This is a genomic window from Herpetosiphon llansteffanensis, from assembly GCF_003205875.1.
Taxonomy (GTDB): Bacteria; Chloroflexota; Chloroflexia; order Chloroflexales; family Herpetosiphonaceae; genus Herpetosiphon; species Herpetosiphon llansteffanensis.
On the sequence record NZ_PUBZ01000096.1, the window covers coordinates 31,276 to 45,662 of the forward strand.

The following is a 14,387-nucleotide window of genomic DNA, read 5'->3' on the forward strand; positions in this document are numbered from 1 at the left end:
ATGCAAAGGATTGTGATTATGCTACGGAAACATTGGCTTAAATGCTGCTTGATTGGCGTAATGCTGCTTGGCTATAGTTCTTTGCGGGCCGCGCCATCCAATTATGATCTGCGGTGGTTTTCGATCGATGCTGGTGGCGGTAGTGCGCAGGGTGGGGCGTATGCGCTTAGCGGTAGCATCGGCCAACCAGATGCAGGCCAGCTGAATGGTGGCGTGTATACGCTGAACGGTGGCTTTATTATTCCTGCGTCCACAGTGCTGCCAGGGGTTTGGCTGCCGCTGACGTTGGGCTATTCACAACCGCCAGTCTACCCTACGCCAACAGCGACCAACACCCAGACCCCAACTCGTACACCCTTGGCAACTGCAACGAATACCAACACGCCAACCAGCACGCCGACGGCAACTGCGACGAATACCCGCACGCCAACCCGCACGCCGACGGCAACTGCGACCAACCTACCGCCAACGGCAACTCCAACGAGTACCCGCACACCAACCCGCACGCCGACGGCAACCGCGACGAGTACCCGCACGCCAACGCGTACACCGACGGCAACTCCGAATCCAGCTGATTTTGAGGCCCAAGTACTAACGTTGGTCAATCAACAGCGTGCTCAAGCTGGTTGTGGCGCACTCACGGTTGATTTGCGCTTGCGAACTGCTGCTTGGCTGCATAGCGAAGATATGGCGATTAATAACTTCTTTAGCCATACTGGTTCGAATGGGTCAAGTTTCGGTCAGCGGATAAATGCCCAAGGCTACAGCTTCTCAACAGGTGGTGAGAATATTGCTGCTGCTAGTAACTCACCACAGGCAGTTGTTAATAGCTGGATGAATAGTTCTGGCCATCGGGACAATATTTTAAACTGCAACTTTACCCAAACCGGGATTGGCTACTACTATCAAGCCAACGATCAAGGCAATATCTGCATTGATGGTAGTGGATGTAGCAATGGCCCATATTTTCACTATTGGACTCAGGTGTTTGCTCGCCCATAAATAGCCCGCTCAACCCAGAGCTGAATCAAGCACTAGCCACATTCAGCTCTGGGCTGCATATTCCCCATTGCTGATCTGAGCTTGGGAATCACGACGCTAGGAGGGTGCAATGTTCATGCGATTTTCTGCACTGTTGATCTGCTGTCTTGGCATTAGCATAAATGTTTCTACAACACCACAGCCTGATTCCGCCCAATTGAACGATACGAACCTCCTGAAACGCCAGACGATTTATGGCCCGACCTTTCAACCGCGTGGGATAGCACCATCGGCAATGCAGCAAACATATGATATTCGATTGCAAGGCAACGATAGTAATTGTGATTTTATTGCGCTCAGAAATGGCATTCAAAATATTGGGGGGGCTGGTGATGCAGCCTATGCTACTGCCCGTACAATGATTTCTCAAAGCCCACGCGATTATTATGAAGGTTTTTATACCTTAAAAGGCCCAAATGGCTCAGATCAGCGCTTCTCGCTCGATAATCTTGGTGCGGCAGCAGCTGCCTTTATTGGGGTCTATCAAGCTCTTGGCTATAACGCAATGCTGCTCATGGCCGAACCAGATCAGCTTGATTATAGTTTTGCTCAAAACATTGTTGATCAACTGCTGAAAAATCCGCGTGGTTCATTCGCCCATGCCTGGATTACCCCGCGTGATTATACGCGCAATGCGCGGAATGTTGTTGTTCCCGAGACCAATGAAACTGTTGCAATGCTCTATCCTTATCATGAGGTCGCAGTCTTTGCCGATCCAAGTACGCCTAATCAGGTAATTATTCTTGATGGGTTAGTTGGCTACCAATTTGCCCTTTCACTAGAGACTTTCGCGCACTGGTTGCGGGGGTTTAATAGCGTAATTGTGGTGAGTGCAGAAGCGGGCAGTATCGTTGATCATCAGCGCTATCAGTTTACTGCCCGAACTTTGCCCTATGCAGCGAATCGGCTTGGCGGGCCATATTTGCACGCTGCACGCATGGCCTTTGGAACCGATTATTTGCATTGGGGCGAAGTGCTTGGCCAAGCTTTTCGCTGGCACGATCAACAATTAACCAAAGTTGTGTTACCTGGAACGTATGTTCATTACGAACGGGTTGAGGCGGGGCCGATTACCCTTGCTTTATTGGGCACGCGGATGGGCTACGATTTGGAAGCAGCAGGTATCTTGCCTACCGGCACCATTCGCCCATGGGAAGATACTGCCTTGGTTAATGGTATTCGCGAGTGGGTTATTGCGAGTTTTGGCTCTGAGCGCCAATTTCTCCGGGTATTTGGCAACGTTTTGACCCAAGAAATTTGGCTCTCGCAAGCAATAATCCAGCAGCATGTTATGCGCAATATTCCCAATGCCCTTGTTGATCACGTTGGCATTGATGGCTGTATTATTGTGTTGACAGAACGTGCTATGATCGCTTGGAATGCCCAGCAAGGTACCTTTTTAATTCCATTGGGCCAGATCTATGATCGCGAACTTCAACGAACGCTACAACCATAGGAGTTACCAATGCGCTTGCTGATTCCTCGTTTGCTGCTCCTGATCATGCTGCTGCTGATTCAGCGATCGGCTTATGCAGCAGAACCATCAATTCAGGCTGTTTATTTTGTGCAAACTGGTCATCATGTTGATGATCAATTCGGATTCTTGAGCTATTGGCGTGCTCATGGTCAAGTGACGCGCCTTGGCTATCCGATTACTGAACAAATTGTTGAGCATAACCGCCCTGTGCAATATTTTGAACGTGCCCGACTTGAATTTCATGCTGAGCAGAATCAGGTATTGCTTGGGCTTTTAGGTCGTGAGCTGGGCATGGCTACGCCTGCGATTACGGTCAGCGCTGATCCAAGCGCGATCTATATTCCGGAGACTGGCCATACGTTGCAGGGTGAATTTGGCGAATTTTGGGATCGTTCTGCTGGAATTCAAATCCTAGGCTATCCGATTGCAGAGCCTACCAATGAGGATGGAATGCTTGTCCAGTGGTTTGAACGTGGCCGCTTGGAATATCATCCAGAAGCCTTAAAACCACTGTGGGTCGCCTATGAGCAACTTAAGGCGATCGATCTTGATCCGCTGTATGAAATTATTTCTAGCTCAGTTGGCCGCCACGTGGCTCAGCTCAATGGCCTAGCGCTCGAACCTGTGCCACAGCGCCAAACAGTGCCTAGCTGGTCGCCGCAGCTTTGGCCACAAACGATCAAGGTATCGTTAACGAACTATACACTTGAGGCCTACGAAGCTGATTTAAAGGTCTTGACTGCCCCAATTGCGATTGGTAAACCAGGCTTCGAGACGGTCAGCGGCAGCTTTCTGGTTTATCAAAAATGGTGGGAAAAAGATATGCAAAGCAGCGAACGTGGTGAATCGTGGAATACGAGTGCTGTGCCATTTGTGCAATTTTTCTATCGCGATTGGGCGATTCATGGCACATATTGGCATGCAGATTTTGGCACTCGCCGCTCGCATGGCTGCATCAACCTTGCTTTAGCCGAAGCTGAATGGCTTTATAACTGGACTGATGGTGCTGGCACAGCGGTAATCGTTCAGCCATAAATCATTATGGATCGATCAGAAGGAGTAGATAATGCAGAAGCTACGCTGGGGATTAATCTGCTTGCTTGGCTTAAGCGTATGGCCAATTCAGGCAGTTGCGGCTCGTGAACAATGCTTTCCCGCAGAACAATCGGCCTATTGTATTGATGCAAGTTTTAACCCCTATTGGGAAACCAACGGCGGGCTTGCCGTTTTTGGCTACCCGATTACCTGGGCTGATAACGAAACCAATGCTGACACTGGTCAACAGTACCTTACCCAATGGTTTGAGCGCAATCGGTTTGAATGGCATCCTGAAAATGCAGGAACGCCCTATGTGATTTTACTAGGGCTGCTTGGTAAAGATCGCTTGCAGCAACTTGGCCGTGACCCATTTGCCGAAGGTCGTGAAGCAGGCCCACGCGATGGATGCTTATGGTTTGAACAAACTGGCCATAATCTTTGCGACCAACAAGCAGGCCTTGGCTTTCGCAGCTACTGGGAGCAGCATGGGCTTAATATTACTGGCTTGAATGCCTATGAGCGTTCGTTGCAACTGTTTGGCTTGCCGCTGACTGCGCCAACAATGGAAACCAATGCCAGTGGCGATACGGTATTGACGCAGTGGTTTGAGCGCGCTCGTTTTGAATGGCATCCGAATAATCCTGATCAATTTAAGGTTTTGCTTGGTTTACTCGGCAGTGAAATTTTGGGGCCACCGCCACCCCAACCTCAAGGGTGGCTTGAGGCTGTCAATGTGTATCGAGCCAATGCAGGCTTAGCACCAGTTAGCGAAGATGCGGTGCTTAACGACAATTGTTTTCAGCATGCTCGCTATATGGCCGAGAATCGTCATTTGACTCATGATCAAGACCCAAGTTTGCCATGGGCCTCGCCTGCTGGCCAAATTTGTGGCAGCAATGGCAACGCTTGGCTTGGCGGTGGCGCAGGTTGGACGGCAGTTGATGCGGTTGAGGGTTGGATGTCCTCACCTGGGCATCGACTTTGGTTGCTCTACCCAACAACTCCGGTTTTTGGCTTTGGTTTCTATCGGGCTGAGAATGGAACCTCTGCTGCCGGCCTTGATGTGCTTTCCCGTACCGCAATGGATACAGATGAAACCTATGCTGGTTGGCCAATTCGTTATCCTGCTGAAGCTGAGCGCTTGATTCCCCCAAGCAAGTATCCCATTACCCTGAGTTGGCGCTACTTTGGGGCAACCCCCATTATTAATAGCACTACACTTGAAACGAACAACGGAGTCCAACTTGCCCATTCTGCAAGCACTGATTTGCCAGCTGGGCATAAAGGGGTGCTTTTGTTGCCGACCAATCCGTTGCCGGCAAATAGCCGCATTACAGTCCATATTAGCGGAAGCTATGAAAATATCCCGTTCGATAGCCGTTGGACGTTTACAACCAGTCGGCGCTAGGCTTAGCTTGGACTAGATTGAGGTTTTTTTGCCACAGATGTGCATGAATTGTTTGGATGGTGGTTCCGATAGCCTACTGCTAATAGCCACGAACTACGAAACCGCAAAGCGCGCGAAGGGGATGTGGCTTTTGGCGCTAGGCGTTAGGCTATCGGAACACGTGGTGCCATTGCAAGCAATCTCCAATAGGCATCAGCCTAGCGCCATACTTGCTCTGCGCCTCTGCGTTAAAACCGGACTTCTAGCGTTATGTTCTGCTTTTCTCAGTAAATCAGGCAATGCCTCGTCTATTGCAAGCCTGAGGCTCAGGCACAGAGGGGTTGGGTTATGAAAAAAGATCAGCTATATCATCGCGGGTTAGGGCTTTGACTATACCTTGTTCGCTCGTAATAATGCTATCGGTCAAGGCGCGCTTTCGTTCTTGCAACTGCAAAATCTTCTCTTCAACACTATCGCGCACAATCAACTTGTAGATAAAGACCGCTTTATCTTGGCCGATGCGATGAGTTCGATCGGTCGCTTGTTGCTCGACGGCAGGGTTCCACCATGGGTCGATATGGATAACATAATCGGCAGCAGTGAGATTCAGCCCAACTCCGCCAGTTTTGAGGCTGATCAAGAAGAATTGAACCGAGGGATCGGTTTGAAAGCGATCGACAACGGCTGCTCGATTCTGCGTTTTGCCACCAAGATAGGTATAGCTTAGCTTACGCTGATCAAGTTGTTCGCGCAAGATGGTCAGCATTTGCACAAATTGCGAAAAGATTAGTGCCTTATGACCTTCGGCATGCAAAATTTCTAGGGTTTCTAAAAGCTGCTCAAACTTGGCCGATTGTCCCCGAAACGTCGATTCGAACAAGCGTGGGTGATTACAAATCTGGCGCAAGCGCAGTAACCCTTCTAAAACTTTGATTCGGCTGTCGTTCATCCCTTGCTCATCGATCAACGAGAGCAGCATTGCGCGGTATTGGTCGCGGTAGCGTTGATAGAGCTTGTGTTGGGCCGACTCCATAGTGCAATAAAGAATGCGTTCGTTGCGCTCTGGTAGTTCGGGGGCAACTTGATCTTTGGTGCGCCGCAGAATAAAGGGGTTGACCATGCGGCGGAGTAACTGGGCGGCCTGCTGATCGCTATCGCGTTCGATTGGGGTGGCAAATTCGCTGCGAAAATGCTCGAGGCTCCCAAGCATACCGGGATTCAAAAAGGCGAACTGCGACCAAAGCTCCATAATTGAGTTTTCGACTGGTGTTCCGCTCAAGCTCAGGCGATGCGCCGATCGTAAGGCCCGAACCGCGCGCGCAGTTTGTGAAAGCGGGTTTTTGATTGCTTGGGCTTCGTCGAGCACAACATAATGAAACTGATACGTGGCAAACAGGTCAATATCACGCAACAGCGTTCCATAGGTGGTCAGCACAAGATCGTAGTTACTAAAGCTTGCGACGCTGGCAGATCGACCGTGATCGGTATGAACAAGCACCCGTAGATCGGGAGTCCAACGGGCGATCTCACGTTGCCAGTTAAAAATCAACGAGCGTGGCATCACCAGGAGATTACTAGCCGAGGCTTGGCCCCCCGCTACCAATGATTGAAGAAAAACGAGGGTCTGAATGGTTTTACCGGTTCCCATATCATCGGCCAAACATCCACCAAACCCATACTCATGCAAAAAGTGAAGCCAATCGTAGCCAGCTTTTTGATAGGGCCGCAAGATAGTATCGAAGCCTGCTGGCAGTGGTTGTGGCTCAATGCCATCCATGGTCTTTAAGCGTTCGCTGCGCTGTTTGAATTGCTGATCAACCTGATCGGTTTCATGCAGAATCTCATCCAACAAGGTAATTTGGGCTGGTGCAAGCCGCAGGGTTGTTGCCTGCATTTCACCCAGTGCAAAGAGATGGCGATAGCGGGCTTGCCATGCCTCAGGAATTTCCCCCAGTGAACCATCTGCTAGCTTTACATAGCGTTCACGTTTGCGGATTGCTTGGCGAAGCTCGGTCAGATCAAGCTCGGTTTCGCCAAAACGCACAACAGCTTCCAGATCAAACCAATCGATGCCCGATGAAACTCGAAAGCTAATGCTGGGCGTGTGGCGATTGACGCGCGCACTGAGCAGCGCTTCTTCCCCATAGATGCTGAAATTCAGTGCAGCTAATTTGGGAACTTGGGTGAGTAAAAAGCTGGCGCTGGTTGTGCCACTGCGCAAGGTTGCAACCCCTGCTTGCGGCCCACGTTTCAGCCCATGGCGCAGCAAATCACTCCAATAGCGCTCCTCAATGCTTGGCTGGCGCTGGATGCGTAGCATGGCTGCTTGTTCGTGGCTATAGTGAATCGTTTCTGCTGGAAGCTGTTGGTCGTATGCCACTTCATGGTCAGCATAGCCAAAGCGTAATTCAACGATCAAGGCCGATGCTTGTTCGCTAAGATACAACCGTGGTTGCGGGTGCGCCACTACCATTGCTGGCTGCGGTAAATCGCCACTCAGCGGGCTATGTTCAGCCAACGCTACAAGATACTGCTCGATAAATTCAGGATAATCTGCTGTTGGGATACTCAGCTGTTGATAGCGGTGAAACAAACCAAGAATATTTCCAGGATCATCATAGCGCACCAGCTGATCGCGATAGATTGCCCATTGAGCGTCAATGAGCTGAATTTGTTCTTTGTTGGCATCAAGGTTGGTGCTTGTTTTACCAAGGCTCAGCATTGGCTTAATATCGATTCCATCGGCTGTAGCAGTGCCATGGAGTTGGATTTGCGCCTGATCCGTACAGACGCGCAACAGTTTGCGAAATGGTTTTTGCTCATCGCCGGTAAAAATAATGCTATCGGGGAGTAATTGCACTAAGCTATTCAATATGGTGGCTAGCTGTAAGGTGGCTCCATAGAAAAAATTTTGTGAAAACCCAACAAGCATATTTGCCAAAGCTAAAGCTGCTTGTGAAGCGTCGGGAAATTGCTGGGGCTGGAGTTGGGTTCGGGGAATTTTGGCATGTTTGAGCACATCTAAGCTTTGTAAGTGCTTGTGTAACGAACGTCGCAGGATCGGCTATTTCTGCTTGGGGAATTGCCCGCTCAGTAATGGTATAGGGCACGAGCGTCCAAGTAAACCCGCGTTCTTGCAAGCTAAATACGAGCAACATTGGGTTTTGACGGCGGCGAGTTGGCACTTGATGATTAGCAAAAACCGTGCGCCATGGGTTCAGCGGTTGCGCTTCAAGTCGATCGAAAAGGGCAAGCGCAGCGGCAAAAACATGTTTGCAAAGCTCCCCTTTGTCAGCATTGATGCATTCGCAATATCCGATCAAGCCAAACTGATCGCTGGCGATGGTAATGCTGTAAGGGTACGCTTGACTGCCAGATACGTCGAAGATTGCCTGCTCGCCAGTCAGCTCACGTAATCTAACCCGGCCTTCGCGATAATAAATTTCGCCTGCTTGTGCCACCCGCTGCCCAGCCTCAGCTCGAAGGGCTGGAATATTGAGGATCTCGGCGGTTAACATGCTGAAGCTCCACCAATAGCATATCTGTCGCGGGCTATCATAACAGATTCTGCTCGATTATTTGGATCGATTGATAGTACCCTAGATCGTTTGGTAAGCGTGATCTTGCTTGCATCCAATCCCGCTCGTTTGAATACCACAGTAGGCAAAATCATTAAAATTCTATCACGATAAGCGTTTAGAATGATTGCAAGCAATGTTACAGAAGCATGGATGTAAGAACCATCATGCTTCTGTAACGCCGAAAAATAGAAGTTGATCGCTCTTCAAGCCACCGTTAACGTGAAAGAGAAAGGGATATACGGCCAATGATCCAACTGAAAACGAAGGCTTTGCAAAAACAACTCAGGTACTGCCTCAATCGCATTGATCCCATTCAGGATGATCAGGAAACTGCACTCTGGAGCGATTATGAGATGATTGGGCGGTGTTATTACTACTTGCGTGATGAACGAGCGACCGAGTACATCCAGCAGGCTGCGGTGTTGCTGGTGCAACGACAGGGCCGTACGATTGAGCCGCGTACATCACATGCGCTGTTTTCAAACGCCGCATACTGGTTTTCTGCCGCTAACTTATATCGCTTGGTTGCTGACGCAAATTCAATGCGTGCCTGTCTTATCCACGTACGAGCGGCAGAATCCTCTCCACTATGGCAGGATTGGCCAAAGCCGCTCGAATTTTATTGGGATCTCCTAGCTTTAGCCGCCCTGATGGAAGGGGATGCACTGCAAGCCTTGATGTATGATGCGAAGATTGCTGCATTACCCGAGCGTGAACATCCAGACCGACCATGGTCAGGTCGGTTAGCGGAAGCCATCGTCCACGCTGATGCGCCTGCGATTCGGGCGATTGGCAGTGAGTTGCATGGCTGGTTGATTCGCTATCATGGCAAGCCATGGAGTACAAGCTACCTCAATCTCTGGGATTGGTACGAGCTTACCGATCAACTCGCCGACAGGCTTGAGGCTCAGCAAGCATGTTTTTGAGCTACGAAGCGTACGAAGACCGGGCTATGGGCTTTTGGCTAGCGGAGCACAGAAACCACGAAGAGCACGAAGAGCACGAAGACGAGGCTATAGGCTCTTGGCTTTTGGCTATGATTAAGTGGATTCCAAGCAATTTCCGCCAACCTATAGCCTTTCATCCCTCTTAATTCATCCTTCATAATTCCTCATTAATCTGCGTTTGACAAATATGAGCCTGTTGCGTATACTGCGCCTTGAATAAAAACAGTTATATCCGACTAAATTGTGTTAATGACATAATTCAATCAGCGGTGATAGTGTGAGCAAGGTTTTGGCCTAACAAATGGGTTAAAACGAGCGACTGTCATCGTCAATTGTTGCCATTCAAACTGCAGGCAAAGCCTGATCGGTTAGGGAGCGTTTGTGCATTTTTCAGAATACCCCGAACTGAATAAGCAGGTAGCGCTGGTAACTGGAGCTGCCCAAGGCATTGGGGCCGCAGTTGCCCAAGAATTATGTCGCCATGGCGTGCATGTCGTCGCTATAGATGTGCAAGCAGCTGGTTTGCAAACATTGCAGCAACACTTGGAGGTTGGCCCGGGCCAAATCACGCTGCGCGTCATTGATGTGCGCGATGGCCAAGCAGTTGCAGCCTTGGTCGAGGCTATCGAAAATCAGATTGGGCCGATTGGCCTGCTGGTGAATGTTGCTGGCATTTTGCGTATGGCTCCGGTGGTTGAATTAACTGATGAGGATTGGGCAACCAGCCTCGATGTCAATGCAACTGGCGTGTTCAACCTGACGCGAGCGGTGGCACGCCGCATGGTTCCACGCCGCGCTGGTAGCATCGTGACGGTTGGCTCAAATGCCGCTGGCGTGCCACGCATGCAGATGGCGGCCTATGCTGCCTCGAAAGCTGCCGCAACCGCATTCAGCATGTGCTTGGGCCTTGAATTAGCCCAACATAACATTCGCTGTAATGTCGTTTCACCTGGCTCGACCGACACCGCCATGCAACGCATGTTGTGGCACGACGAAACAGGCCCGCAACGAGTAATTGCTGGCTCATTGGAAACATTTCGCTTGGGGATTCCGCTTGGGCGGATTGCCGAGCCTGCCGATATTGCCAACGCTGTTGTTTTTTTACTCTCCGAGCGTGCCCGCCATATCACCATGCACGATTTGCGCATTGATGGTGGCGCAACGCTTGACGCTTAGATACAAGGATCTTTTGCTCATGAGCAACGCAAACGCATCGACCAAGCCCGCGCCGTATCGCCTTGCTGCTCGCAGCGATGCCAACCAAACCACAATCGTCGATCTTGGCTCGGTCAAGATTGGCGGTGGTCAACCAGTTGTGATGGCTGGCCCATGTTCGGTTGAATCGGAAAGCCAATTGTTGAACACGGCCTATGCTGTAGCCGAAGCTGGCGCACATATGCTGCGTGGCGGTGCATTCAAGCCCCGCACCTCACCCTATGCCTTCCGTGGCTTGGGCGAAGCAGGCTTGAAGATTTTGGCCAAGGCTCGCGCCGAAACTGGCTTGCCGATTATCACCGAAGCGCTCAACACCGCCGATGTTGATTTGGTGGCTGAATATGCCGATGTGATTCAAATTGGCGCACGCAATATGCAAAATTTTGCCTTGCTCGAAGCTGCTGGCCGTACTGGCCGCCCAGTTATGGTCAAACGTGGCCCGGCTGGCACGATTGAAGAATGGTTGTTGGCGGCAGAATATGTGCTGGCAACCGGCAATCCCAATGTGATTTTGTGCGAGCGCGGCATTCGGACCTTTGAAAATGCTACCCGCAACACGCTTGATTTGAATGCCGTGGCGATGGCCAAACATCGTAGCCACCTACCAGTGATCGTCGATCCAAGCCATGGCACTGGCAAATGGTATTTGGTTGCACCGTTGGCCTTGGCTGGCTTGGCAGTTGGTGGCGATGGCTTGATGATCGAAGTCCACCATGATCCTGATCACGCTAGCTCTGATGGTCCGCAATCGTTGAACCACGAACATTTTGCTGATTTGATGGAAAAAATCAATCAACAATCTGCCCAACCAGCGGCGCGAGAAGTGGGTCTGAACTAAGTCAAGGTCGAGTAGCAAGCAATTAAGGATGACGATCATGAGCAGTTTTGAACAAGAACGGCTACGCGAATCGGCGTGGCAATTGCTAGACAACTATCAAGCAGAATCGGCCTTTTTCTTTGCATCGCCCAACCATACCTTGTTGGCGCAATTAAGCTATGTCGATTTGATTAGCCAAAGCTCGCTGACTGAGATTGAGCAACGCGTAAATGAGGCTTTGCAACGAGCTGAACGTGGCGGCGAGGTTAATCCAGTGGTGGTTGGTGCATTGCCCTTTGCCCCCGATGCTGCTGCCTATTTGGCGCTGCCTTCGCGGGTGGCTTGGGCTGGCCCATTGCACGCCGAAGCTCAGCCATATTGGCACAATCAACGCTTGCCACATTGCACGATCGAGCCGATGCCTGCGCCCGAACACTACAAACGTGGCGTAGCCCAAGCCTTGGCCAAAATGGAAGCTGGCGATTTGCAAAAGGTTGTGCTCTCGCGCTCGTTGCAATTGACCGCCGATGCACCGCTTGATGTCAATTTGATTTTGGCAAGTTTGGCGCGCAACAACAAAACTGGCTATACCTTTGCTGTGCCATTGCCAACTCGCCGTGCGTTGGTGGGGGCTAGTCCTGAGTTGTTGCTGGCTCGCAATGGCAATCAAGTGATCGCCAATCCGTTGGCTGGCTCGATTCCGCGCAGCAGCGACTCTGAGGAAGATGCGCGGCGAGCGGCAGGCTTATTGGTATCGCCCAAAGATTTACATGAACACAAGGTTGTGGTTGATGCTGTGGCAGCAGCCTTAGCACCATTTTGCAGCAGCCTCGAAGTGCCAGCCCCAACCGTCATTTCTACGGCAACGATGTGGCATCTTTCGACAACCTTGGTTGGCGAGTTAAACGCTGATGCGCCTTCGTCTTTAGGTCTGGCATTGGCCTTGCACCCAACGCCTGCGGTCTGCGGCACGCCTACCGAGGCTGCTCGCGCCGCGATTCGCGAAATCGAGCCGTTTGATCGGGGCTTTTTCACGGGCATGGTTGGTTGGTGCAATGCCCAAGGCGATGGCGAATGGATTGTGACAATTCGCTGTGCCGAAGTTGTCGATCAATCATTGCGTTTGTTTGCTGGCGCTGGCGTGGTGCTTGGCTCAACGCCCGAAGCAGAATTGGCCGAAACTGGCGCGAAATTCCGCACAATGTTGTTGGCGATGGGCCTCGATAGCGAAGGCGAGGTGGCCTAATGGCTGAGCAAACGCTTGGTCTCGCAGGCACGACCGCATGGCCCGCCGAATTTGCTGAACGCTATCGCAACGCTGGCTATTGGGTTGGCCAAACCTTTGGCGAGGCGCTGCGCGCGTGGGCGCAACGCTCTGGTGAAGCAACGGCGGTGGTTTGTGGCGAGCGCCGTTGGAGCTATCGCGAGCTTGATCAACGGGTTGATCGCTTGGCAGCGGGCTTGCAACAGCTTGGCATCCAACCCAAACAACGGGTGGTTGTGCAATTGCCCAATTGCGCCGAATGGTTTGTGGTCTGTTTTGCGCTCTTTCGGGTTGGCGCGATTCCGTTGATGGCCTTGCCAGCCCATCGCTTGGCCGAAATTGGCTATTTTTGCCAGCACAGCGAAGCCGTGGCCTATGTAATTGCCGATAACGTTGGCAGTTTCGATTATCGCAATTTGGCTGCTGAGGTCAAAGCCGTGGCTCCAACGCTTGAACATGTGTTGGTGGTTGGCGAGGCTGGGCAATTTACTGCTTTGGCTGATGTTGATGCCGAGCCAAGCCAATTTCCGGTGCTTGATCCCGCAGAGGTGGCCTTGTTTCAGCTTTCGGGCGGCAGCACTGGCGTACCTAAATTGATTGCCCGAACCCACGACGATTATTTGTATTCGGTGCGAGCCAGCGCTGAAATCTGCGAATTGGATGCCAGCAGTGTTTATTTGTGCGTGTTGCCAATGGCTCATAACTTTCCGATGAGTTCGCCTGGAACGTTGGGAACTTTGGCGGCGGGCGGCACAGTGGTGCTTGCGCCGCAACCAAGCCCTGATGTGGCTTTTCCGCTGATTGCCCGCGAAGGCGTGACGATCACCGGCATGGTGCCGCCGCTGGCCTTGTTGTGGCTCGATGCTGCGGCCAAACGCCAAGCAGAATTAACCAGCCTCAAGCAAATGTTGGTTGGTGGCGCACCATTTGGAGCCGACACTGCGCGACGAGTGCAGCCTGAGCTTGGTTGCCAATTGCAGCAAGTCTATGGCATGGCTGAGGGCTTGGTCAATTACACGCGGCTTGATGATGCTGACGAGTTGATTTGCAACACCCAAGGGCGACCAATTTCGCCCTTGGATGAAGTGCGGATCGTCGATGATGAAGATAATGATCTGCCAATTGGCGAGCTTGGCCACCTGATTACCCGTGGCCCCTACACCATTCGCGGCTACTACCAAGCAGCTGAACATAATCAACGCGCCTTCACCAGCGATGGTTTTTATCGCACTGGCGATTTGGCTCGGCTGAATGCTGCTGGCTATGTTTCAGTCGAAGGCCGGGCCAAAGATCAAATCAATCGGGGCGGCGAAAAAGTTGCTGCCGAAGAAATCGAGCAACATTTGCTCAATCATCCAGCGATTCACGATGTGGCGCTGGTGGGCTTGCCCGACCGTTTCTTGGGCGAACGCACTTGTGCTGTGATCGTCAGCAACGGCACGACTATCAACCGCCGCGAGGTGGTGCAATTTTTGCGCAGCCGTGGGCTTGCCGACTACAAATTGCCAGATCGGGTCGAAATCGTCGCGAGTTTGCCCAAAACTGGGGTTGGCAAGATCAACAAACGGCTGTTACGTGAGCAATTAAGCGCTGGTAGTGTGCCAGCCTAGAAGGATACTG

Annotated in this window: 11 protein-coding genes; 9 read left to right on the top strand and 2 right to left on the bottom strand. The window is 51.5% G+C overall.

Annotated elements, in window-relative coordinates; translation table 11 throughout:
* The first annotated feature begins 18 nt into the window (after window positions 1–18).
* The 4 genes from C5S61_RS13310 (at window position 19) to C5S61_RS13325 (ending at window position 4,964) form a co-directional block, all read left to right on the top strand.
* Window positions 19–1,002 (top strand): CAP domain-containing protein, encoded by a 984-nt coding sequence (locus C5S61_RS13310; protein WP_110515539.1) that lies wholly within the window; start codon window positions 19–21, stop codon window positions 1,000–1,002.
* Between the two features lie 109 nt (window positions 1,003–1,111).
* Window positions 1,112–2,497, top strand: coding sequence for a hypothetical protein (locus C5S61_RS13315; RefSeq protein ID WP_110515540.1), 1,386 nt, complete (start codon window positions 1,112–1,114; stop codon window positions 2,495–2,497).
* 9 nt (window positions 2,498–2,506) lie between these two features.
* Window positions 2,507–3,553, top strand: coding sequence for a L,D-transpeptidase (locus tag C5S61_RS13320; protein ID WP_110515541.1), 1,047 nt, complete (start codon window positions 2,507–2,509; stop codon window positions 3,551–3,553).
* Window positions 3,554–3,584: 31 nt separating this feature from the next.
* The gene (locus tag C5S61_RS13325; RefSeq protein ID WP_110515542.1) at window positions 3,585–4,964 is read left to right on the top strand and encodes a CAP domain-containing protein; all 1,380 of its coding nucleotides are present in this window, start codon (window positions 3,585–3,587) and stop codon (window positions 4,962–4,964) included.
* 325 nt (window positions 4,965–5,289) lie between these two features.
* On the opposite strand, the gene C5S61_RS13330 is transcribed toward C5S61_RS13325, so the two are convergent.
* Window positions 5,290–7,803, bottom strand: coding sequence for a DEAD/DEAH box helicase (locus C5S61_RS13330; protein WP_240614519.1), 2,514 nt, complete (start codon window positions 7,801–7,803; stop codon window positions 5,290–5,292).
* A gap of 4 nt (window positions 7,804–7,807) precedes the next feature.
* Window positions 7,808–8,461, bottom strand: coding sequence for an SWIM zinc finger family protein (locus C5S61_RS27305; protein WP_240614520.1), 654 nt, complete (start codon window positions 8,459–8,461; stop codon window positions 7,808–7,810).
* Between the two features lie 308 nt (window positions 8,462–8,769).
* Between C5S61_RS27305 and C5S61_RS13335 the strand changes: the two genes are divergently transcribed.
* From C5S61_RS13335 to C5S61_RS13355, 5 genes are all read left to right on the top strand, one after another.
* Window positions 8,770–9,450, top strand: a complete 681-nt coding sequence (locus tag C5S61_RS13335) for a hypothetical protein (RefSeq protein ID WP_110515543.1) — start codon at window positions 8,770–8,772, stop codon at window positions 9,448–9,450.
* A 402-nt stretch (window positions 9,451–9,852) separates the two neighbouring features.
* Window positions 9,853–10,647: a 2,3-dihydro-2,3-dihydroxybenzoate dehydrogenase gene (locus C5S61_RS13340; RefSeq protein WP_205701401.1), complete on the top strand. Its 795-nt coding sequence runs from the start codon at window positions 9,853–9,855 to the stop codon at window positions 10,645–10,647.
* A 19-nt stretch (window positions 10,648–10,666) separates the two neighbouring features.
* Complete coding sequence (gene aroF / locus C5S61_RS13345) at window positions 10,667–11,524, top strand: 3-deoxy-7-phosphoheptulonate synthase (RefSeq protein WP_110515544.1); 858 nt, start codon at window positions 10,667–10,669, stop codon at window positions 11,522–11,524.
* A gap of 37 nt (window positions 11,525–11,561) precedes the next feature.
* A complete protein-coding gene (gene dhbC / locus C5S61_RS13350; protein ID WP_110515545.1) occupies window positions 11,562–12,749 on the top strand; it encodes an isochorismate synthase DhbC in 1,188 nt (395 codons plus the stop codon).
* On the top strand, window positions 12,749–14,377 hold the full coding sequence (locus C5S61_RS13355) for a (2,3-dihydroxybenzoyl)adenylate synthase (protein ID WP_110515546.1): 1,629 nt from the start codon (window positions 12,749–12,751) through the stop codon (window positions 14,375–14,377). The genes dhbC and C5S61_RS13355 overlap by 1 nt, the downstream gene beginning before the upstream one ends.
* The last annotated feature ends 10 nt before the right edge of the window (window positions 14,378–14,387 follow it).